General features: G+C 35.1%; 19 protein-coding genes. 13 read left to right on the top strand and 6 right to left on the bottom strand.

The features are described 5' to 3' along the window. Positions 1–234 precede the first annotated feature (234 nt). From K0U91_RS08015 to K0U91_RS08000, 4 genes are all read right to left on the bottom strand, one after another. Entirely contained in the window at positions 235–3684 is a 3450-nt protein-coding gene (locus K0U91_RS08015) for a T9SS type A sorting domain-containing protein (RefSeq protein WP_220571818.1), read from the bottom strand. Positions 3685–4063: 379 nt separating this feature from the next. Next, positions 4064–5110: an acyltransferase family protein gene (locus tag K0U91_RS08010; RefSeq protein ID WP_220179036.1), complete on the bottom strand. Its 1047-nt coding sequence runs from the start codon at positions 5108–5110 to the stop codon at positions 4064–4066. Positions 5111–5122: 12 nt separating this feature from the next. Further along, entirely contained in the window at positions 5123–6262 is a 1140-nt protein-coding gene (locus K0U91_RS08005) for an EpsG family protein (protein WP_219971729.1), read from the bottom strand. A 3-nt stretch (positions 6263–6265) separates the two neighbouring features. Continuing rightward, on the bottom strand, positions 6266–7270 hold the full coding sequence (locus K0U91_RS08000) for a hypothetical protein (protein ID WP_220179035.1): 1005 nt from the start codon (positions 7268–7270) through the stop codon (positions 6266–6268). A gap of 190 nt (positions 7271–7460) precedes the next feature. Here K0U91_RS08000 and K0U91_RS07995 point away from each other — a divergent pair, with 190 nt between their 5' ends. The 6 genes from K0U91_RS07995 (at position 7461) to K0U91_RS07970 (ending at position 14659) form a co-directional block, all read left to right on the top strand. Continuing rightward, positions 7461–11114: an MMPL family transporter gene (locus K0U91_RS07995; protein ID WP_220179034.1), complete on the top strand. Its 3654-nt coding sequence runs from the start codon at positions 7461–7463 to the stop codon at positions 11112–11114. Between the two features lie 42 nt (positions 11115–11156). Next, a complete protein-coding gene (locus tag K0U91_RS07990) occupies positions 11157–12071 on the top strand; it encodes a dialkylrecorsinol condensing enzyme DarA (RefSeq protein WP_220179033.1) in 915 nt (304 codons plus the stop codon). Positions 12072–12073: 2 nt separating this feature from the next. Then, complete coding sequence (locus K0U91_RS07985; protein ID WP_220179032.1) at positions 12074–13213, top strand: beta-ketoacyl-ACP synthase III; 1140 nt, start codon at positions 12074–12076, stop codon at positions 13211–13213. Further along, complete coding sequence (locus K0U91_RS07980) at positions 13213–13644, top strand: hypothetical protein (RefSeq protein WP_219971723.1); 432 nt, start codon at positions 13213–13215, stop codon at positions 13642–13644. Before K0U91_RS07985 ends, K0U91_RS07980 begins: the two co-directional genes overlap by 1 nt. 60 nt (positions 13645–13704) lie before the next feature. Next, positions 13705–14148, top strand: a complete 444-nt coding sequence (locus K0U91_RS07975) for an ABC transporter permease (RefSeq protein WP_219971722.1) — start codon at positions 13705–13707, stop codon at positions 14146–14148. Between the two features lie 241 nt (positions 14149–14389). Beyond that, positions 14390–14659: a hypothetical protein gene (locus tag K0U91_RS07970; RefSeq protein ID WP_220179031.1), complete on the top strand. Its 270-nt coding sequence runs from the start codon at positions 14390–14392 to the stop codon at positions 14657–14659. Positions 14660–14905: 246 nt separating this feature from the next. On the opposite strand, the gene K0U91_RS07965 is transcribed toward K0U91_RS07970, so the two are convergent. Together K0U91_RS07965 and K0U91_RS07960 are read right to left on the bottom strand one after the other, a co-directional pair. Beyond that, entirely contained in the window at positions 14906–15559 is a 654-nt protein-coding gene (locus tag K0U91_RS07965) for a hypothetical protein (protein ID WP_220179030.1), read from the bottom strand. A 135-nt stretch (positions 15560–15694) separates the two neighbouring features. After that, a complete protein-coding gene (locus tag K0U91_RS07960; RefSeq protein WP_220179029.1) occupies positions 15695–18607 on the bottom strand; it encodes a M16 family metallopeptidase in 2913 nt (970 codons plus the stop codon). Between the two features lie 309 nt (positions 18608–18916). Between K0U91_RS07960 and K0U91_RS07955 the strand changes: the two genes are divergently transcribed. The 7 genes from K0U91_RS07955 to K0U91_RS07925 all read left to right on the top strand — a co-directional run bounded on the left by K0U91_RS07955 (position 18917) and on the right by K0U91_RS07925 (position 24410). Continuing rightward, positions 18917–19303, top strand: a complete 387-nt coding sequence (locus K0U91_RS07955; RefSeq protein WP_220179028.1) for a VOC family protein — start codon at positions 18917–18919, stop codon at positions 19301–19303. Between the two features lie 162 nt (positions 19304–19465). Further along, positions 19466–19870, top strand: coding sequence for a hypothetical protein (locus K0U91_RS07950; protein ID WP_220179027.1), 405 nt, complete (start codon positions 19466–19468; stop codon positions 19868–19870). Beyond that, positions 19870–20865: a BtrH N-terminal domain-containing protein gene (locus K0U91_RS07945; RefSeq protein WP_219971715.1), complete on the top strand. Its 996-nt coding sequence runs from the start codon at positions 19870–19872 to the stop codon at positions 20863–20865. Before K0U91_RS07950 ends, K0U91_RS07945 begins: the two co-directional genes overlap by 1 nt. Position 20866: 1 nt before the next feature. Continuing rightward, positions 20867–21619, top strand: coding sequence for an ABC transporter ATP-binding protein (locus tag K0U91_RS07940; RefSeq protein ID WP_220179026.1), 753 nt, complete (start codon positions 20867–20869; stop codon positions 21617–21619). Next, entirely contained in the window at positions 21609–22871 is a 1263-nt protein-coding gene (locus tag K0U91_RS07935; RefSeq protein WP_220179025.1) for an ABC transporter permease, read from the top strand. Before K0U91_RS07940 ends, K0U91_RS07935 begins: the two co-directional genes overlap by 11 nt. Then, a complete protein-coding gene (locus tag K0U91_RS07930; RefSeq protein WP_220179024.1) occupies positions 22861–23280 on the top strand; it encodes an acyl-CoA thioesterase in 420 nt (139 codons plus the stop codon). Before K0U91_RS07935 ends, K0U91_RS07930 begins: the two co-directional genes overlap by 11 nt. Next, on the top strand, positions 23277–24410 hold the full coding sequence (locus tag K0U91_RS07925) for a beta-ketoacyl synthase N-terminal-like domain-containing protein (protein WP_220179023.1): 1134 nt from the start codon (positions 23277–23279) through the stop codon (positions 24408–24410). Before K0U91_RS07930 ends, K0U91_RS07925 begins: the two co-directional genes overlap by 4 nt. Positions 24411–24413: the final 3 nt, after the last annotated feature.

Raw genomic sequence — 24413 nt, 5'->3', positions numbered from 1 at the left:
CAATTTTATACAATATTGATTGTTGTGATATTGATTCTATTGAAAAAATTAAGGTAAAAGAGCTCATTTTACATTAAACTAATAGATATTATCATTTTATATATTTGATACATTGAATAGTCATGAATTTTTCTGATCAGTTATCTACATAAAAAAAGCAGAACAATAGTCACTGTTCTGCTTGTAAATTAATATTTATTTTTATCAAATCATAAACCAATAAACCACGAATGTTTATTGTTTCACGATTTTTACCACTGTTTCAGAATTATTTATTCTCACCAAATAAATTCCCGAAATCAATGAGGAAACATCAGTCTGAGTGTTTTCAAATTTACCTGATTTTACCATCTGACCCGATGCGTTGTAGATTTGATAATAGTAATCTTTGGCATCAGTTGCTTTAATATACAATATATCTTTTACAGGATTTGGGAATAATATAATTTTATTTTCTCTTTTGATCTCTCCTATTTCTTTCTTAGAAAATATATTTGATGCTTTTACTGTCGCACCAGGTGTTACCGGAAGTGCGGGAATAGGACCTTCTTCATTTCCATTTTGGTCATATTTAACTTTCACACAACGGCAGTTTATTCCAAAATAAGGATCATTATTATCATGGAAGGCAATCATAGCGTTTGAAGACGCATTGAAAAGTAAATTGATGGGTCTTCCAAGATAATTTGAATTTAAAGCTGCTGTCCAGATCGCTGGATATTGGAAATTATTTGTATTAAAAGTTCCTTGTGCACTTTGATTAGCGATAACACTTCTGATACCACGCGAACCAGAATTAGGATAATTACCCACAGGATAACTCAAATCATTAAAAGTATATCCTATAGTAGAAGCTGTAGTATTTTGAACTCTTACGCCTACATAATCATTAATTACACTATAACTTGTTGCTGCTTTTTTATCTTTTTTATACCACGGAGAAAGACCATAATCAAAGTTGGTAATAATGGCCACGCCAGTAACATCCGGAATCCTCCAACCTTCCGGGCAAGGATCGAACGGAGATTTTTTTCCACCCCTTCCCCATCTGTCTGCAGCAGCGTTAGGCTCATTTAACAACCAGTCTGTACCGTTGGTGTAATTTGGAACAGTTGTATTGTATGGTGCCAATGCACTCGGGATCATATAAGCTAAAGGATTTTTTACAGAGTATGATAAGACCTTCGCTATTTTATCTGAAGTTTTATCAGTCGGCAAAATATTTGCGTTAGAACCATTCGTATATGTATCATAGGGAATGATGTATGACCCTGACAAATCATTATAAACCGCCGGGGTAAGCGTTGTATATGCGACTGCACCATTTGCATTTGCATTCCCTAAAAATACATTGTACGGTGCACGGTTGTCTGCGAATTGAAATGACGGGATAGGATCTTTCCTACCCCACTGATATTGTAACCCTGTTGATGCTCTGATTTTCTCATATTCATCGATAGTAGGCGCAAGAGGATTTGCAACCACTGGAAATGCATCAGTAGCACCCAGATTTCTATCCATAAATTCTGTCTTGAAAATTTCACCTAAAGGTATGTAGTTGACATAGTTTGTTGCAACAGAGTTTGGAAGCTCTGTAGTATAAGTATACGAACCAACTGCTGTATCTGTCACCCAAACGTGCCATGACCAATATACGGGATTGCTGATACTTCCGTTATGTAGAGTTACGACTGCATTTCCACTCTGATTCGGATTTAATGAAACTGCAATTTTAGAGTTTATAAGACCAGAAACCGAACCCGGAGAAGGATTTGTTATAGAAACCGTACTAATTAAATCTGTATTTGTTGTCCATAAAACATTTGCTTTAAGATTATTAAAATTTGCAGGATCTAAAATGGAGGGGTTATTCAATAATTGACTCTGAACTGAAAAAGCTTTTGTTACCGGAATTTCTACAGTTGCAGATGTTGCACTTTTTACGACCTGATAGGTATTAGGATTATTTAAGCCTTCTGTATATTCAGTATCTGTATTTAAATATTGTGTTGGAAAATCATATCCATTGACCACGTATAAAGGATCTTTTATACACCTGCACCCATTTGCATCAGAAGTTTTAGCTGTTGCTGTGGGCATATACCAATTTCTGCCTTTTATGGTTGGCAACGCTGGATTTGGAATATCATTTTGATATTTATCAGAGACCATAAACAGCGCTCTTGCGCTTACAGCGGGAGTTGCATCAAAAAAGCGCGTTAATGTTGCGGTCCACAAAGCTACATGATGCTGATCAGTGTATTGCCCTCCCTGTGCATTAATTGCTAACTGTCCTGTACCTGGAAATATTCCCATATTATTGCCCCCTACATTTGACAGGTCAAAGCCAACATTTGTGTACAATTTAAAACCAGTCATAAAAGCCGGAACACCAGAATCATTGGGCTTAATAATATGGTATCCGTTTGATTCGAAAGTATTTTTACCTAAAGTAGTCTGCAATCCGAAGGGCGAATAGTCGATTCTAATATCGTCAACATAAGCACCCGAAGCAAGATTCGGTACTAGCATAGAGGGAATTCTCCATCCATTCGGGCACGGATCAAACGGCGATTTATCACGATATGGCGCATTGCTACTATAAAAATTATAGTTAGTGGGCAGTAATCCTCTTGAATTGTCTGACCAAAGGTTGAGCTCTGTCAATTTGCTGTCAGCTACATTTGCAGATCTCCCAAACCAATTGATCATCAGGTTCGCATTATTATTATAATAAGCCGGCCCCGAATTATCATCCTTATTGACATATATTAAGCTTAACGGATTTTTTACGGAAAGCTGAAGATTGTTATCTAAAGTAGCATTAGAAAGCAAGACAAATTTTCTGAGAACATCAAAATTAATTGCATTGGTGAAATTTTTTGCGTTCCTGTGTCTTACCTTTCCTATAGATCCTGAAACTTCGTAAAAATCATTCCCTCTTAAAACCAAAGGCGGGATAGGATCTTTTCTTCCCCATTGATAAAGTAATCCACCACTCCTGTTCCACTCTCCACCTGTATTGCTATTGGTTATGGCTCCTAGATTTCTATCCATCCACTTCCAGTCGGCATCAGGAATATTTTCTATTACACCGTTATTTCTCTCTCTCCTGACCGCTGTAAAACTTTTATATGTTGATCCATTAGTGGGATCATCGGTTACCCAGATATGCCAAGACCAAAAGATTACGCCATTGAGTCTGAAAGCGACTACAGCGTTACCTTTTTTTGCTTTGTTGATCATGACTTTGATTTTCCCGTTCTCTCCGGAGTCGATCACTTCTAAATTGTAATTGGCGCCTGATTTGATAAGTCCCGGAACATCTTCCCAAAGCACATCGGCAGTTACTTTTCCTTTTATAGTTCCAGCGCTTGCCAAATATTTATAGCTTCGCCACATCTCATAGGCTTTTTTTACAGGAATCAATAGCCCTTCCCCATTTTGTGCTGGGTCAAAGATATAACTGTTCGGGGCTTTTGTCCAATCGGGAGTTCCTGCTATTCTCAACTGATTGTTTTCCGGACTATTTATATTATCAGAAGACTTAACTAAGGTATCCTTTATTATCAGGTTCTGGACTTTATCTACGGTACCTGTAAAATTTCTTTCTGCTTCCAGCTTATTGTTAGAATACACATTTAAAGAAACTAAGCAGAGCAAAGCTAATAGATTTTTATTCATTGTACTTTTCATAATTAATAATGCGATTAATCAAACAGTTTCAAATTTGATCTAAAACAAGCAATAATCCATTTGTTTTAAATATCTATAAATATAAAACATTTCTATAATGAAATAACGAAAATTATTTCATTATTAATAAATAATTCATTTTGTATTATGCGGGCAAAAGTACAAAAATCTGTGAACAATGTGGTATGCGCAGAATCAACTTTTATTAATATTAAAATATGTTAAAATTTTAATTATTTTATGGAAAAAATACAGCCTAAAACGCAGCCTTTTATGAGAGTATTATTACTTATACCAAAAACTGCCACCTAAAATACCAGCAAGCAGATAATAATGTTGAATAAAAAATTAGTAGGAATAAGAACTATCAGATTATTTTTTTTAATCTCCTTTGAAAATAAGGTTCTAAGAATTTAGCTGTTATATATGCTAATAACCCGATACATATAGAAGAAACGAGAGGTAATAAAAAATGTGGAACTTGTGGGAAATTTTTGTTGATTTTAATAATCAGTGAGATCAGCATATTCTCATGCAATAAATACAACGGATAGCTTATAAAGCCAACAAATTTAAAAAATAGTGAATTAAATAAAACTCCAAATTTTTCAGAGAAAAGAGCAAGGAAGAAAATAATATTCAAAATCACTAGGTATGTAAACATTGTAAGATCCTGAAATTTATAGGTATAAGCAAGCGAGCTTACTGCAGTAAAAACTATCAGCCAAAAATATTTTTTTTCTCGATTCTGATAATAAATATAGGTTAAAGCTCCTACAACAAACCATCCGAAGTGTATAAAAGATCCAATGTAAATTTTCATCCATGCTGTTTCAGAGAAAAACTTGTGGAAGATTAGAATCTGCATCAAAACAGCGGTCAGATAAAGCAAAAATATCCCTATTAAACCAACTTTTCTATTAAAAGTATAGTATAAGAATCCAAAAATTACATAGAATTTCACTTCTACAAACAATGACCAAAATGACAATTCTAAAACGGGAAAGTCTGTTTTGAAAATTTTTTCTAAAATACCATTATTAATAAAAAGAATACCTGGTAAAATAGACTTTAAATCAGGTACACCAAATGGTCTTTCATAAAAAAAGCCTGCTGTACAATAAATGATCAGACTACAAATCAACATACTTGGAAAAAGACGCATCCAGCGATTTTTAATAAATTTAAAAAAAGTTGTTGTTCTTTCTACAGACATCAGGATTACAAAACCTGAGATCAGAAAGAAAAGCTGAACGCCAAGACTTCCGTATTTAAACAAAATATTGTTTTCATATAAATTTTTATACGGATAATAATCAGTCCATATATAATACCCGTGAAAAAGCAAAACCAAAAGGATGGCTAAACCCCTTAATCCGTCTAATACAAAAATTCTGTCTTTCTTTTCACTCATGATGATGATGATTTAAGGAAGAACATAGTTTTGATATAGCTCACTGGTAAACCTTCCTGCTTTCATATTTTTGAAACTTGCGAAAACAATAAAATAAAATATAACAAGGAGCATAATGAATGCATGAATCAATTTTTTGGTTCTGTCATTTACTACATACATTGAATTAGGAATCAATAGATAAGCAAACATCATAAAGGTTCCTGCTAATCTGGAAGAGAAAATCGGATTATTTCTAAAAATAAAATAAAAACAAATTGCTATGACGGCATAGTTTCTATGATATTCATAATAAGGATATTTTTCAACCATTTTCGTATCAAAAGCAAAGAGGAAAAAAGTTACTATAGCCATCATAGCTTCCGGAATCCCAAACCCTCCATTAAGCCTTTGATAAGTCTCGTCCATATAACCATTAAATCCTATCGCGATCACATTATCACCTGCAATGTTATTTAAAAAACCACCAAAAGATTTATAGACTTCAAATGGAGATAAAAAGATGGAAGTTATGATTAATGCAAGCATCCAAAATTTATTCAGTGGTATTCTTGCAACCCAATACATTGGTAAAAACAGATAACAAACATTATGAATTCCACCAGCCAAATAAACGCATATAAGATACCACCAAAGTTTTCGTTCTTTTATATATCTCAGTGCAAAATAGACAATAAAAGAGCCCAGATTTTGTCTGATCTGTCCAGATTCTCCCACAAAGAAACCAGGTATAAATAATAAGGCTAAAAGCGTAAACGGGTAAAAAGTGTTATCATTAATAAACCGTATTTTGAAAAAAATTGCCGTTGCTGCCACCACCAGTGTCAAAATATAAAACGGAGCATTAAAAACATTCAGCAAAACCTTATTTATAAATACAAAAAGCCATTCCAATTCCATAGGTTGCCCACCTTCTAAAGACAGAGCTGCAAGCAAAATGCTGATGTAATCTTTGGTGTCTGAATATATATATATATTGACATAACTACCGTAATCAGGCCCCACATTCTTACGAAATCCCGCCAGAATGATCAGATAAATCCCCAAAAACCACAGCCATTTCGTCTCGACTTTTCTACCATATACTTCTTGAATACTAAAGAAAACCATGTAGACAATTGCTATAATAAAATAAGGATGCAGTAAACTCATGGCCTAGTTATAAAGTTTTTTAAAATCATGACACGCCACAAGTGCCCCTGTAATAATAAGCGGTAAAAAAAGTCTCACTTCCCAAAAAAGACCTACAAGAGTTATCATTCCCAGATAAGGCAGTGAAAAAAATAAATATTTCCTAAAAACCACCTGATTTTTTGCTCTATTACATAGCCGGTACATATAATAAAGTACGATTGCTGCGAAAAGTAATCCTGCAAGATTGAAAGGACTCGAAAAATTTTTACCAATATAAAATCCTTCTACAAAACTGGTTTGCTCTCTATCTAGAATCACTCTCAAGCTTAAATAAGGAAGCAAAAATGCAATTATTAAAGGAATAATTTTTAAAATGAAGTTATAATTTCTTTGTTTAAATTCCTTTACGCTAAAGAAAACAGACGCAAAGAAGGCAATATTAAGACATGCGGTTTCTCTTACCAGAGTAGACAGCGCAATAAGCAGAATCAGAGTATAAAAAAAAATCATTTTTTCGGAATGAAAATACTTCAGTGTCAGTAAAACACCTGTCAGATAACAGCATAAAGCAATGGTATCACAGTTTGACGGTGTATATTGAGTAATTACAATGAAGAAAATCAGTAAAAGATGAATCATTCTCCTGATGTTAATGTTGATAAGCAAATCAATTGCCTTGTATCGTAAAATGATATCTAAAAGTAGTGAGCACAGTATTAAAAAAAAACCATTCGTCAGAAAAAGCCCGTGATAGAAGGGTGTACCGTTTCTAGACAGCAAATCCTTTATGGATGAAAGGTGATGATTAATCATGTACTCCATAAAATCTGTTATATGAATACTCAGATAATTTGGAATAATACGGTAAGAATAGACCGATGAAAACAAAAAATCAGGAGGTCTTTCTGAAGTTTTAAATCTCGTATACGAAGATTCAAACCCATAATAAGACATTACAAACAACAAAATTGGAAGTATGATTACAAAAAGAAATCCGTTTAATTTTTCATCTAATGTTCTGAACATATCAACACGTTCCGCAATTAAGAATAATTTTGTGTCTTAAATGTTTGTAAGCAAAAAAGGGAACTTCTGCAAAAGTAAAAGTTTTTTTCATTTTAAATAGTATATTTTATTGACTTTCGATGAAAACTTGTCACAAATGTTTTAAACTACTCTATAAAAAATTAAATTTGCAAACTTGATTTAAAATATCGTGCATCGCCTTTTCATTTTTTTATATTATCTGATCGCCAAAAACAGAATTATTTCTATTGCATCTGCATTGGGAGTTGCTTTATTGTGCCTGTTATTTGCATCGAAAATCAATTTCGAAGAAGATATCAATCAGATCATCCCCAAAAATGAAAAATCAGATTTGACGGCAAAAGTCCTGAAACAACTCAACTTTTCGGATAAAATTATCGTCATCATCGAAAACAAATCAAAAGATAGTAATTTCCAATTATCTGAAACTGCCGACCAATTTCTGGAGAAAACAAAACCTTTAAGCAAATACATCGGCTCGATTCAGGGAAAAGTAAATGATAACGAGATTTCGGAAACATTTGATTTTGTCAATCAGAATCTTCCATTATTTTTAGACGAAATTGATTACAACGAAATTGAAAGGAAGCTTAAAAAAGACAGCATTGCCAAGCAAGTTGAGAACAATTACGTTTCTTTGGTTTCGCCAACAAGTTTGGTAACAAAAGAATTCATTAAAAAGGATCCTCTGGGAATCACTTTTTTAGGGCTCAAAAAACTCAACGCATTAAACATCAGCAAAGATTTTAAGCTTGAAGACAACTATGTCGTTACCAAAGACGGCAAAAACCTTCTGCTTTTCATCGAACCCAAAAACAAAAGCAACGACACCAAAAACAATGAAGCTTTCGTCAATCAACTCAATGAAATCAAAGGCAACCTCAACAAAGAATTCAAAGGAAAAACAGAGCTAAGTTATTTCGGGTCGCCGGTTATTGCCGTTGCGAACGCCCAGCAAATAAAGAAAGACATTCAGAATACGGTGATTATTTCGATGACTGTTCTAATGATTTTATTGATTTATTATTTCAGAAGTTTTTTCACACCCATCGTTATTTTTCTGCCGACTTTATTTTCAGTTTTGTTGGCGTTGATGGTTTTGTATTTTATTAAAGATAAAATTTCTGCCATTTCATTGAGTGTTGGAGCCATTTTAATTGGAATTACGATAGATTATGCGCTCCATATTCTTACTCATTACAAGCACAACAACAATATCGAAGAGCTTTATAAAGAGATTACCCAGCCGATTATTCTGAGTAGTGCGACTACGGCAGTTTCATTTTTATGTCTGGTTTTCGTGCGTTCGGAAGCGTTGAAAGATTTAGGACTATTTGCATCGATCACGGTCTTGTTTTCTTCTGTTTCAGCTCTAATTATTGTCCCGCAACTGTATCATCCGAAGGATAAATCGGGAAAAGTAAACACAAATTTTATTGACAAAATCGGGCATTATCCTTATGAGAAAAACAAACCTTTGATTATCGGTTGCTCACTAATAATTATTGCGTGTCTGTTTGGTTTCAGACACGTTGGTTTTAATGAAGATATCGGAGATTTAAATTACATACCGAAAGATTTAAAAATAAGTGAAGCAAAACTTGAAAAGCTTTCCGACATCACTTCAAAATCAATTTATACCATTTCTTACGGGAATTCTGAAGAAGAAGCTTTGGCAAGAAATTCAGATTTGAGCCAATTTTTAGAAAAGGAAAAAGAAGAAGGAAAAATATTAAGCTACAACTCACTTGGGAATGTTGTTTTATCTGAACAAGACCAGCAGAAAAAAATAGAAATCTGGCAGAAATTCTGGAACGAAAACAAGAAAAGTCAAACAATTTCTGAGTTGCTCAGCAACGGAAATAAATTTGGCTTTAATTCTTCAGCTTTCGACCAGTTTAATGAAAATTTAAACAAAACCTACTCCACTTTAAGTTTAAAAGATTACGAAAAAATAAAAGCGCTTCAAATCTCAGAGTTTCTTAGTCAGGAAAATGGTTTTTACACAGTTTCAAATGTGGTAAAAGTTGATGAAAAGAAAAGAGATGCTTTCATAAGAGATGTTGAAAAGAAACACGACGCGATCGCAATCGACCGTCAGCAAATGAACGAGAATTTTTTGGGCCTGCTAAAAAGAGATTTCAGCACGTTGATCAATTATTCATTATTAGCCATTCTTCTTACGATTATAGTTTTCTTCAGAAATTTCGAATTGACAATGCTCACAATGTTCCCGATTGTTTTGACGGGCGTTGTTACAGCGGGAATTCTCTACTTTTTAGGATTAGAACTCAATATTTTCAGCACCATTGTCTGCACTTTGGTTTTTGGTGTAGGCGACGATTTCAGCATTTTTCTCACCAAAGCAATGCAGAAAGAACATACAACGGGAAAAAACGAACTTCCAACATATAGAATCTCTATTATCTTAGCAGTTTTCACCACGATTCTTTCCATCGGATCTTTGATATTTGCAAAACATCCGGCATTGCATTCTTTGGCTTTGGTTGCTTTGATCGGAATGCTTTCTGTGATTATCATTACCTCGACTTTATATCCGTTTTGGTTCAGATTTTTAATTATTAACCGAACTAAAAAAGGACTTTCGCCAATTACATTGAGGCTGTTTTTACATTCTGTGATTCTTTTTATTTATTATGGGTTGGGCGGATTGATATTTTCTGTTATCGGAAGTATTTTCGTGAAAAATTCCAAAGGGAAAACTTTAGAGACTATCAAATTGATTTTAGCTAAATTTTTAACCTCGGTTTTATACGGAAATCCATTTGTTAAGAAGAAAGTCATAACCAATCCTAAAGAAGATTTCAGCAAGCCTGCTATAATCATTGCGAATCACACTTCGTTTTTGGATACTTTGGCGATTGCTATGGCAACGCACAAAATTGTTTATTTAGTCAATGATTGGGTGTACGATTCTCCGGTTTTTGGAAAACTGGTGAAAGCTTTAGGGTTTTATCCCGTTTCGCAAGGTATTGAAAATGGAAAAGAAAAACTGAAAGAAAAAATCGCACAAGGCTATTCCTTAGTTGTGTTTCCGGAAGCTGAAAGATCATATACAAATGATGTAAAACGCTTTCATCAAGGGGCTTTTTATTTGGCTGAAGAATTTGGTTTGGACGTTCTACCGCTCTACATTCACGGGAATTCTGAAGTTTTGCCTAAAGGTGATTTCATTATTTACGATGGCAATATTGTCGTAAAAGTTGGCAACAGGATTAGTAAAGACGATTTGTCATTTGGAACGACTTATAAAGAACGTGCTAAAAACATCAATTATTATTTCAGAAATGAGTTTGCCAAACTGAGAAACGAAATTGAAGACGAAAATTATTTTAAAAAGAAATTATTTTTAAATTTTCTCTATAAAGAAACCGAAGTTGTAAAAGAGGTCAAACAAGATTTCAATAAGAACAAATCGGTTTACTTTAAACTAAATAAACACATTGCAAAGGACGCAAACATTTTACATATCGCAGATGATTTTGGACAAATTGATATACTATTAACACTCCAACAGGCGGGAAGAAAGATCTTCAGTTCCATTAAAAATGAGGAAAAAAGACAGGTTGCCGAAAATAATTATGTTGTAAAAAGAAGAAAAATAAAATACATTAAAAATATGGGCGAAGTTACCAAAGATATCGATGTTCTTTTGGTTTCAGATCCAAATTTTGAGGTAAAAGAAATAACTCATCTTCCAAAAACCGTTATTTTCACCAATCCGCACCATGCAGATTTTAACGATACTGCATTTAACTTAGTACTCACTTCCGAATCAATAAGAGTGTTCAGACAACAATAATAAATTTTAAAAGCATATTTTTGTAATCCATAAAGAATATTAATGCAGAAAAACGTACTTGTTCTATATTATACGCAAACAGGCCAGCTGGAGGAGATTATGAAGAATATTGCCCGGCCGTTTGAAGATAAAAAAGACGAATATAAGGTGACGTATTACAACATTCGGATGAAAGAGGATTTCCCTTTCCCTTGGTCGAGTGATGTCTTTTTCAACACTTTTCCAGAATCTTATTTGCAGATTCCGAGCGAGATTCTACCGCCACCAGAAAACGTGCTGAACAAAAAATATGACCTTATCCTTTTCGGATATCAGGTTTGGTACCTTACGCCATCCATTCCGATCATTTCATTTCTGAAAAGCGGTTATGCTGAGGTATTGTTAAAAGATACGCCTGTCGTTACCGTTTCCGGAACCCGAAATATGTGGATGCTTTCTCAGGAAAAGCTAAAAGTTTATTTAAAGAACATGAATGCCAAATTAGTCGGCAATATTGCATTGGTCGACAGGCATGATAATTACACCAGTGTTCTAACGATTCTTCGCTGGCTGACAACCGGACAAAAAGAAAAATCAGGAATGCTGCCTGCAGCCGGAGTTTCTAATGAAGAAATTAACGGAGCCGGCAAATACGGGAAGATCATTGAAAATCATTTTGACAATAACGATTTTGCAAATCTTCAGCCCGATCTGGTGAAAAACGGAGCCGTAGAGATCAGACCGTTCTTGGTACGCGTGGAGAAGGTAGGTAATAAAATCTTTATCATATGGAGCAATCTGATTATGAAGAAAAAAGAAAAACGACCTTTGCTGATCAAATTCTTTAAGGTATATTTGATGGCAGCAATTTGGATCATTTCACCCATTGTTTTGGTTTTTCATATATTATTAGCACCAGTTTTATGGTCTAAAAGACAGAAACAAAAAGAATATTTACAAGGAATTAATTTAAAATAGAAATGCAAGACGTATTTATAACAAAAGCTTCAACATACTTGCCGAATGAGCCGGTTTCGAATGACGAAATGGAAAGCTATCTTGGCCTGGTAAATAATACACCTTCTAAAGCGCGAGCTTTGATTCTAAGGAATAATAAAATCACAACAAGATATTACGCTTTAGATAAAGAAGGGAAACCTACGCATACTAACGCCCAGATCACCGCCAAAGCCGTAGAAGGTCTTTTTGATGAGCACTTCAAAAAAGAAGATATGCAGCTTCTATCTTGCGGAACATCTTCTGCGGATCAGATTCAGCCGTCGCACTCATCAATGGTGCATGGCGAACTGAACATCGGGAAGTCTGTAGAAATTAATACTGCAACAGGACTTTGCAATTCAGGGATGAATGCACTGAACTATGGTTTTCTAAACATTAAAGCAGGAGTAAAAGACAATGCAGTCTGTGTAGGTTCTGAGAGAATGTCTGCATGGATGACTGCCGATAAATTCAATCACGAGGCAGAAAACTTAAAATTGCTTGAAGAAAGACCAATCGTAGCTTTCAAAAGAGAATTTTTGAGATGGATGCTTTCTGATGGTGCTTCAGCATTTTTATTGGAACCACAACCAAGAGAAAATGAAACTTCGTTGAAGATCGAATGGATTGATTTCTACTCTTACGCTCACGAAATTGAAGCATGTATGTATTCCGGCTGCGAAAAACAGGAAGACGGAAGCCTGAAATCTTGGGCAGAATATCCTGCTGAAGAATGGCTGAACCAATCTATTTTTGCTTTAAAACAAGACACTAAGATTTTAGATAAATACATTCTGGTAAAAGGTGCTGAAAGTTTGAGAACTTCATTCGACAAGCACGAGCTTGATCCCGATTCAATCGATCACGTTTTGGCACATATTTCTTCTGGATACTTCAAAGAAGGCTTGAAAGAAGAATTTGCGAATGTAGGATTAGATTTCCCTTGGGAAAAATGGTTCTATAATCTTTCAGAAGTCGGAAATGTAGGTGCAGGATCTATATTTATTGCTGTTGAGCAATTGATGAATTCAGGAAAACTTAAAAAAGGTGAAAGAATTCTTCTTTGTGTTCCTGAAAGCGGAAGATTTGCTTATTCATGTGCTTTATTAACGGTTTGCTAATGGAAATCACATTACCCAATTCTGATCAAAGTTTTGTAGAAAACCTTATTCCGCAGAAGTTTCCTTTTGTGATGGTGGGTGAAGTTTCAGAATATTCCGAGAACCACGTAATCTCAGGATTTACCATTAAAGAAAGCAATCTGTTTGTATATGACGGAATTTTTCAGGCTTCAGGATTGATTGAACATCAGGCACAAACTGTGGCTTTACACACCGGATATAAATATTTTCTTCTAGGAAAAGAAGCTCCTACTGGCTACATCGGCGCAATAAAATCTTTTGAAGCTTCTGCATTACCAAAAGTTGACGATCAGTTAATCACTGAGGCAAACATTCTGAATGAAATGATGGGTGTAACTTTAGTAGAAATTATTACTAAATTAAACGGCAGCGTGATTGCAAAATCGCAGATGAAAACCGTTGTGAAATAATAAAAAAATCAATTTGTTTCTTATAGGCTGGGAAGCAAAATTGATTTCAAACCATATTAAATGGAATTACAAGAACAAAACATGATCAATATCCACCATTTTTTACCTCATCGTGAACCGATGCTGATGGTTGATTATATTCTTGAGCTGACTCAGGAAAAAGCAGAAACTTCTTTTGAGATCACTGCAGAGAATATATTTGTTCACAACAATGAATTTGTAGAAGCTGGTCTTATCGAGCATTCTGCACAGACCTCATCCTCGATTCTCGGACAAAGTTTTTTCGCAAATCCTGAATCAGATACTCAAGTGATTGGTTTTATCACGAATATCAAAAAGATTGAAATCTTTGGTTTGCCGAAAGTGGGTGATAAAATTATTTCAAAGGCTTCTATGATTTCTCAATATGAAAACATCTGCCAGATTTTCTGTGAAACGTTTTTAGGAGATAATTTATTGATTCGTACAGAGATCAGTCTGTTTATCCAAGAATTGAAATCGTAGAATATTGTTTTTAAGATATACAAGGCTGACTTTTTTTTAATGTTAAAAGTTTCACATCATTTTTGTCATTCGGGAAGAATCTAACAATGTGGTTTAGATTCCTTCCGAATGACAAACTTTGCGTAAAAGTTATCTCTAAAATTAAAACACACATCAAAAAAAAGAAATTTCAAAAGTTCTAAGCATAATTTATGTTCTTAAAAAATCCTTTATTTTCAATATATTTGATCAAAATAAAAGTATGAGCGTTAAAGTAAGGTTTTATTCCTACGACATAGAATTTGATTTTGAAAACTCTGTTGATTTTCCTGTTGCCCCCGCCATTGGCGATGAGGTGAATCTGATTTCTTTTTTTAAATACAAAACTTCTGAAAGATTAGAATACGTAAACAATATGGAAGATCTTTATCTCTATGAAAATGCATTGGTTACTGAGCGTACCTGGTGCAAAGACATAGAAAAAGATGAGGTGTATCTATTGGTTCATTTAAAGTATAAAAGGAGGAAATAATTAGAAACTCAGTATCTCAAAGTATGCTTTAAAGCTCAATCATCTGCGAAACCATGAAGTCGTATATGAATTGAGAGGTTGAGGTGACATGTTAACCTAATTTAGCTATCCTTTTTAATTTTTACAATTATCTTACTAACGCTAATCCTTAATCCCTTGAGCCAATATATAAATCTTAATTTAAGATAGCGTAGCGTATTAATATTGTATCGGTCATGGATTACAATTCCTTGACATCAACAGATATTATTCTGTCAGTATTTTAGAGGTGTATTCTGTTACAAAATTCTTTAAAAATGAGTCAACAAATTCCTCTGAACTACCGTCTTTTTGTAAATCGGTTTTTATTTTCTTGTAGTAGTCTGTCTGTTTAAACCCTTGGAATTGTTTTTCCTTGAATTTTTCATACTCTTTATAGTTATACCTTTTTTCTTTTTTTAAGTCGCCTGTGTTTATTTCTAACAAAATATAGTTTTCGTAAGTAGAACCATATCCCATATGAACATAATTGACAATTTCTCCGTGCGGCACAACCAGAAGCCCTGTCAACCAATCTATTTTCACATCTTTTTGATCTGGAAACACTTCTTTAAATATGCTACGCCATTTATACGGGTAATTATCTTTTGAAGTAGTATCATGATATTGAATTTTGATATCCCTAAGAAATAGTTGATTATCTTTAATTTCAAAAGTCGCTACATACCCACGCCATAAAGCTGATGACATTACTCCTCCTTTGGGGATTCTATCTGGATGCTTTTCAAAATATGCGTTTAGTGGATTGCTAAGTAAATCATATTCTTTTCCATTATAAATTATTTTGTCAGGATATTGTGATGTCGCAAAAACGTTTATTCCTAGAAATAAATTCAATATTAATGTGAAAAATGTTTTCATATATTCTCTAATTGATTTGTTAGAATCATTGTTACCGCTGAAATATACAAACTTTACCAAATATGTTTGAAAAATACTCCACAAAAAAAGTGAAGCATTTCTGCTTCACTTCAAACAATTTATATTAACGAAAAATTAATATCCGAAGATTTCTTCAAGGGTCACTTCTTTGAATTCTCCCATTTTGTTGATTGATTCCATATTCAGGTTTTCTTTTTTCCCGATAATGGCAGTGTTGTACTTCAATGGTTTAATTTCAGCGTTGTAGAAGCTTGTTAGTTGAGGTAAACTTAAATTCTGGATCTCTGCATAGATATCTTTTCTGATATCATAATCAACACCCAATTTTTTCAATGCCAATTGGTTGTAGAAAATATTGGTTCTGTTGACTCTGTTTGATGCAATCTGCTTCAACGCCGACCCTTTTGAATTTTCAAACTGTGCCGGAATCTGAGGAAAATCCGCCATCAGATCGCTCATTGCGTTTACCGCAAGAGGTAATTTGTTGGCCTGCGTTCCAATATAGTTGGTCACATAATTCGGGTGATCTTTTTCAGAAGCCGTTGCGTAAGAAACATATGCTGAATATGCCAACGACTTACTTTCTCTGATCTCCTGGAAAACGATAGACGACAGTCCGCGGCCGAAATATTCGTTGAATACGTTGACTTTACCAAAGTTGGTTAAGTCAACATTCTGAGCTTTGGCAACTTTAGCCATTTCCATTTGTACCATATCGTAAGCTGTGAAATATACTTTCCCTTCCGTGGTAGGTTCTGCATATACTTTAGCTTTTGCAGGCTGTATTTTCGCATTAGCAATGAATGGTTTAACTGCTTTTTCCAAACCTTTCTGGTCTTCCCCGTAGATGAAAATCTCGTAAGGATATTGGTTTAATGTCTTAATTTTTGACATCAGTTCGTTCACGTTAATGCTTTCCAGCCTTTGTTTTGACACAACGTCCGTCATTCTCGAATCCTTCCCATATTTAGCATAATTAGATAGAGCCGCCATAATTCTGGTTTTATCTTTTTTAGCAACTTCTCTCGATTCTAATATAGTTTTCACCGTTTGATCATAGATAGCTTTGTCAGCTTTTACATTCATCATCCAATGATTCATCAATTCTACGCCTTTCTGCATATTGCTTTCCAATCCGCTTAAAGTGATAATGGTCTGGTCGTTTGAAGTTCTGAAATTATTGGAAATTCCCAGTTTATAGAATTCTTCTTTCAGCTGTTCAGGGGTGTACTTATCAGTTCCAAGATACTGCAAAACACTGACTGCTATACCCAATTCTTTGTCGTTATCAGTTCCGAAAGGGAAAATATAATTGACCTGAGCAACTTTATTGTATTTGTTTTTAACAAAGCTTACTTTCTTATCTTTAATTTCGTTTGTAGCGATTGCGGTTTTGTAATCAACAAACTGAGGTTTGATGTCTCCGGCTTTTGTACCCAAAATATCTTTAAGAAAAGGCGATTGAGCTTCTCTGTTTAGTTTGATAGGTGTAATTGCAGGATTCTGTACACGAACCAATTTGTCATTCACTCCTTTTTCTTTATAAACGACAACATAATTATCTTTGAAAAACTCATTCGCAAATTTCACGATATCTGCTTTAGTGATTTTTTCATAATCATTAATCTCGTCTAATTCCTGCTGCCACGTTCTTTCGTTAATGTAGGCATTGTAAAGCGTTGTTGCCAAACCATCTGCGGTTTCCCAGCCCTTCATTCGCTGAACTTTCATATCGTTGACGATGGCTTTCAGCATCCAATCGGGAAACTGACCTTTTTTAACTAAATCAATCTGTCCAAGCAACAATTTTTTAGCCTCATCAAAACTTTGCCCATCTTTCGGCACAACGTATAACGTAAATGCTCCGTAAGTTTTGTAAGGAGATTCATAAGCACCTGCGCTTAGCACTTTTTGCTTTTGACTAATATTTAAATCAATTAAACCTGCGTCTCCACTGTTGCTTAAGATTTCACCAACCATACTTGCTAATCTCGCATCTTTGGTCCCGTAAGAATCAGATCTCCAAGCCATCGTCATTCTAGGTGCAGACGGACTTTTTACAGTTCTTGTTACCACCTGAGTCATTGGCTCTTCAGAAACCATTTTCTTCATTGGAAGTTCTTTGTATTTGAACGACCCGAAATATTGATCGACTAGTTTTATCGTTGTGTCGAAATCTAGATCCCCAACTAAAACAACCGCCATATTATTAGGCACATAATATGTGTCAAAATATTTGTGAATTGCCACCATTGAAGGGCTTTTCAAATGTTCTGAAGTACCGATCGTTGTCTGCTGTCCGTTTGGATGTTTAGGGAAGAGAGCTTCCATCAAAGCATAATTTACCAGACGGCTGTCGTTATCCTGAGCTCTGTTGTATTCTTCATACACTGCCTCCAGTTCTGTATGGAAAAGTCTTAGAACCAATTCTGAGAAACGTTCTTTTTCAACTTTCAGCCATTTCTCCAGTTCGTTTGCCGGAATATTATTTTTGTAAACTGTTTCGTCTAACCAGGTATGAGCGTTAGTTCCTGTTGCTCCTAATGATGAAATAGCTTTGTCATATTCATTCGCAATAGCGTATTTTGAAGCGTCCTGAGATACCTCATCGATCTTTTTGTAAAGCAATTTTTTCTTTTCAGGATCTTTTTCAGCTTTGTGCTGCTCATAAAGATCAGAGATTTGTTGAAGCAAAACTTTTTCTTTTGCCCAATCCTGCGTTCCCAAATGTGAAGTTCCTTTGAAAACCATATGTTCAAGGTAGTGCGCCAAACCTGTATTGTCACTAGGATCATTGTTTGAACCCGTTCTCACAGGCACATATGTTTGGATTCTCGGTGCATCGTCGTTCTTTGCGAGATACACTTTCAATCCGTTTTTTAAAGTATAGACTCTCACTCCCGCCTGATCATTTTTCACAGTTTCATACGTATAACCTTGACCGTCGGTCACTGTCTGTGTGTCAAATTTTTGCGCAGCTGCATTGATCATGAAAAAGAATGAAAGAGAAATAAAAATTTTCTTCATAGTAGAATTGATTAAATCATTTTAATTAAAATGATTAGTCTTAAAAAGAAAGTGTTTGTTACAGCTTATGAAATTTACATCTCGCTATACCGAAATGCCACTCCTACAGAGTTCTCCTTTAATTACGTTTAAATTTTTTTCTACAAACGTTTTGCTCCGCTGGAGCAATTTTTATTTCTAATAGAAGATTTTTTGTCAGCTTTAAATATTCAGTAAATCTTAGATTAGAATATGTTTTAATGAAAATATACGCTCGCAGGGAATAGATTTTGCAGTCGGTAACTTACTAATCCAATAAAAAATATTTTTATGAAAAGTAAAATGATCTGGGCAAACTTTGCCGTTGAAAATCTTGACCGTACTACCGAGTTTTATACAAATTTAGGCTTCAGATCTAATGGCAAGTCCAATGAACTGACAAGCTTTTTCTTTAGCGACACCAACTTTGTCATCCATTTTTTCCTTAAAGATATTTTGGAAAAAAACACAAACGTACTATTTTCAAAGAATGAGAATTTAAACGAAATTATTTTCACTTTGTCAGCTGGAACAAAAGAAGAAATCGATGAATGGGCAGAAAATGTGAAAAATGAAGGCGGAAAAATAGAATCGGAACCGAAAGAATTTGGAGATAATTATTATGGGTTTACTTTTTCAGATCCGGATGGTCATAAATTTAATGTTTTTATGATGTGAATAAAATGAATTTAGCAATATTTTAGATATAATTTACTATTAATCTCAGCACTTACTCCAATACATTTCATTATCCCATGTCCCGCATTTTTATTATTTTAGCACATTGAGAAAACAGATGCATAAAGCATCATCTGCATATTAAACCATCAATATTTTCGGGTGAAAAAACAAGATATTCCACAGGACGAAAGTAATCTTCAATCAGCAAATATGACCGAAATGTTATATGTAACTGATGAAAATAACAATTACACTACAGCTCAGAGTATTGGCTGGGAAGCAAAAAAAGCTGCCCTCGACGAATCGATGGAGCTCATTAATGAAAGAATTGAAGAGGCAAAACAAAATGTTGCCAACAATAACGTTAGTCCCATCATCTATTTTATGGAATTGAATAAAATGGATTTACAGGTTCTTGCAGCATACGTCGGAAAGTGGCAATGGGCAGTCAAACGACACGCAAAACCGAAAATATTTAAAAAACTCAGCGATTCTACTTTGAAAAAATATGCCGACACTTTCGGGATTTCAGTAGATGAATTAAAAAACTTCGACGGTAAATAATGAAATTGAATTTTGAGCACCATCAGACAGCCCACTGCGAAAACGGTGTTGCGTCTAATTTACTTCTCAACAGAGGTTTAAAACTCAGCGAACCCATGATTTTCGGAATCGGCTCCGGATTGTTTTTCGTGTATTTACCTTTCTTAAAAGTAAATTTTGCACCAGGTTTCAGTTACCGTCCGATGCCGGGTGCTATTTTTAGCAAGGCGGCAAAAAGATTAGGTATTAAAATCAAAAGAATTAAATTTTCTAATCCTAAAGAAGCTCAGGCTGCTTTGGAGAAAAATTTAGAACAAAATATCCCGACAGGTTTACAAGTTGGGGTTTTCAACTTGACTTATTTTCCTGAAGAATACAAATTCCATTTCAACGCCCACAATCTTGTGGTTTACGGAAAAGAAGACGGAAAATTTCTTATCAGCGATCCTGTAATGGATTTTGCTACAACTTTGACCGAGGCTGAACTTGAAAAAGTACGTTATGCAAAAGGCGCGCTTGCTCCTAAAGGTCATATGTACTTCCCGACACACATTCCTGAAAATGTAAATCTCGAAGAAGCCATCAAAAAAGGGATTAGAGACACCTGCAAAAATATGCTCGCACCTGTTCCGATTATCGGAGTAAAAGCAATACGTTGGGTCGCAAAAAGCATCCCGAAATGGGCGGATAAAAAAGGTACGAAAGTGACCAATCATTATCTCGGACAATTGATCAGAATGCAGGAAGAAATCGGAACCGGCGGTGGCGGATTCAGGTTTATTTATGGCGCTTTTTTACAGGAAGCGGCAGTGATTCTAAAAAATGAAGAATTGAAAGAATTATCTAAAGAAATCACCGCAATCGGTGACCTTTGGAGAGATTTTGCTGTGGATATTGCAAGAGTTTACAAAAACAGAAATTCGAAAAGCGATATTTACAATCAGCTTTCAAAATCGATGCTGCATATTGCAGATTTGGAGGAGGCTTTTTATAAGAAATTGAGAAAAGCGATTTAATTTGGAGAATATCATCGAAATAAAAAACCTCTACAAGAAATACAAAAACTCGGAAGACTTTTCGGTTAATGATATTTCTTTGAATATCGATAAAAACGAAATCTACGGAATTCTCGGTCCCAACGGAGCGGGAAAAACCACATTGATTTCTATGCTTTCGGGCCTGATTAAACCAACTTCAGGAAGTTTTACTATCAATGGATTGTCGCCAAAAAAAGACAATTCGAAAATCAAACAAATCATCGGCGTTGTTCCTCAGGAATATGCGCTTTACCCGACTTTGACGGCGAAAGAAAACCTTTTGTTCTTCGGAAGTCTGTATGGTTTGAAAAACAATTACCTTCACAAAGCAATCGATGAAGCTCTGGAATTAATGGGCTTAACGAAATTTGCCAATAAAAAAGTTGACCAGTTTTCAGGAGGAATGAAACGCCGTTGCAACCTGATTGCAGGGACACTTCACAACCCTAAAGTTTTGTTTCTGGACGAGCCGACCGTTGGTGTTGACGTTCAGTCGAAAAAAGCGATTATCGATTATCTTTTAGATTTAAATAAAAAAGGAACGTGCATTATTTACACTTCGCATCACCTTTCGGAAGCGGAGGAATTCTGCACAAAAATCGCAATCATCGACCACGGGAAAATCCATGCAACGGGAACGCCTGAAGAATTGGTGGAAAGAGTTGCCAATGCAGAAAACTTGGAGGATGTTTTCATTTCATTAACCGGAAAAGAATTGAGAGATGTTGTATAAATTGTGGAGAAGTTTCATCAAGGAAATTCAGTTACTGAAAAGAGATTCAGGCGGAATTGTCATTATTTTCCTGATGCCGTTGCTGTTGATTATTACGATTACTTTAATACAGGATTCTACCTTTAAAAATCTGGAAGGTTCAAAAATCCCGATTATTTTTATTGATAATGATCATTCTGAAGTTTCCAAAGTCATTAAAAAAGAACTGGAAACCAGCAAAACATTTGAACTCGTTACCGATTACAACGAAAAATCGGCTGAAAAAGCTGTCTTTACGGGAGACTATCAAATGGCTATTGTCATTCCGGAAAACTTAACGAAAGATTTAAATTCAAACATCGATTCAAAAGTTCAGACTGTCGTAAGCTCTTTTGGATTGGAAACCGATTCGGCTGCGACAAAAGCTATAGCTTCAAAAGCGAAAGATATTCATCTGTATTTTGATCCTGCAACCAACGCAGGTTTCAAAAATTCTGTGATGAACGCCATCAACAAAATGGTTTTTGAAATCGAGAATAAAAAAATCTACAAAGCCTTTCAAGACCAGCTCGGAACGACGGAAGACCTTGAAAATAAAAGTTTAATCACCTTCAAGGAAATCACACCGAACAAGGGCAAAGAAGAATTGATGCCGAATTCCGTGCAACACAACGTTCCTGCGTGGGCGTTGTTTGCGATTTTCTTTATTGTGGTGCCGTTGTCGATTAATTTAGTCAAAGAAAAAAGTCAGGGAACGAGCGTGAGAGTTCGCGTGAGCCCGACGCCGTATTACATTCATATTTTAGGAAAAACATTCACGTATCTCATCATCTGCGTCATCCAGTTTTTGCTGATGGTTGCAGTGGGAATCTGGCTTTTCCCTTTGATGGATTTGCCTCAGTTTGAGGTGACCGGAAAAATGTTCCATCTTTTGATTGTGACTTTGTTTGCAGGATTGGCAGCGATTGGATTTGGGGTTTTAATAGGAACAGTGTCAAATACTCAGGAACAGTCGGCGCCGTTTGGAGCGACTTCCGTGGTGGTTTTGGCAGCGATTGGCGGCATTTGGGTTCCGGTTTTCCTGATGCCCGAATTTATGCAGAAAATAGCAGCATTTTCCCCGATGAACTGGGGGCTGAACGCATATTACGATATTATTTTAAGAAACAGCGGCATTGGCGAAATTGCCAAAGAACTGATTTTCTTATTTTTATTTTATATTGCGATGGTAACTATATCTTTACTATACGAAAGAAAACAAAATGCAGTCTAAAGATTTAACTTGTACCGAAGAAGTACGCGTGAGATTCAACGAAACAGATCCGCTGGGAATTGTCTGGCATGGGCATTACATCGTGTACTTTGAGGACGGAAGAGAAGCTTTCGGAAGACAGCACAGTTTGACCTACCTTGATATTCAAAAAGCTGGATTCGTAACACCTATTGTGAAAAGTACGTGCGAACATTTTCTTCCTTTAAAATATGGCGAAACCTTCAAGATCGTAACTACTTTCGTGAATTCTGTTTCAGCAAAACTGATTTATAAATACGAGATTTTCAATCAAAATAATCAATTGGTTTGCAGTGGAGAAACCATTCAGGTTTTTCTGGATTCTGAGAATAATTTATGCCTGTACAATCCCGAGTTTTTTCAGACTTGGAAAGATAAAATGGGATTATGACGAAGGATATTTACATCACAGATTACAACTGCGTCACGCCTTTGGGTTTTGATGTAGAATCAAACTGGAAAGCCCTTTTAGAAGGAAAATCCGGTGTTGCTTTACATAAAATCATCGAAAATCACGAAGCTTTTTTTGTCTCTAAAATTGATTCTGCAAAATTGGAAAAAGAGTTCAGTACAAACTTCGACAATCAGAATTTCACAAGACTTGAAAAAATGCTTCTGTTGAGTCTAAAACCTTTGATTGAAAGGAATCCAATTTCAGATGAAACGGCTTTTATTCTTTCAACGACGAAAGGAAATATCAGTTTATTAAAAAACGAAACCACTTTACCGGACGGCGTTTACCTTTCAAACTTAGCTCAAAAACTGGCTGACTTTTTTGAATTTAAAACCAAACCGATTGTGGTGTCCAATGCTTGCGTTTCAGGAGTGATGGCGATTTCTGTGGCGAAAAATATGATTCAGGCAGGAAAATACAAGGATGCTTTTGTGGTTGCCGGAGACGAAATTTCTGAGTTTGTGATTTCGGGTTTCAATTCTTTTCAGGCAATTGGAAGCGAACCTTGTAAACCTTACGATAAAAACCGAAACGGAATTAATCTGGGCGAAGCGACTGCAAGTGCTTATATAACTTCAGAATTAAATCAGAAAGAAAAATTCAAGTTTAAAATTCTAGGCGATTCTGCGATTAATGATGCCAATCACATTTCCGGACCATCAAGAACTGGCGACGGATTGTTTGCGAGCGTTCAAAATGCGATGAAAGAAGCTAAAGTTTCTTCAGAACAAATCGATTTTATTTCCGCGCACGGAACGGCAACACTTTATAACGACGAAATGGAAGCCATTGCCTTCAACCGAATGGATTTGCAAAATATACCTCTCAACAGTATGAAAGGCTATTACGGGCATTGTTTGGGAGCTTCGGGTTTACTGGAAAGTCTTATTTCTATGGAATCTGCTTTGAAAAGCACCTTAATTCCATCTAAAAACTTTGAAGAAATGGGCGTTTCTCAGGATTTGAATATTATTAAAGAAAATCAGTCTGCAGAAATTAAATATATTCTGAAAACGGCTTCTGGTTTTGGAGGATGTAATGCAGCCATTGTTTTAGAGAAATGTTAAAAA

Origin of the sequence: Chryseobacterium sp. LJ668 (assembly GCF_019613955.1) — a bacterium.
In the GTDB taxonomy this organism is placed as follows: Bacteria; Bacteroidota; Bacteroidia; order Flavobacteriales; family Weeksellaceae; genus Chryseobacterium.
Note: the sequence above shows the minus strand (reverse complement) of the source record. Positions and strands in the feature narration are given on the sequence as shown.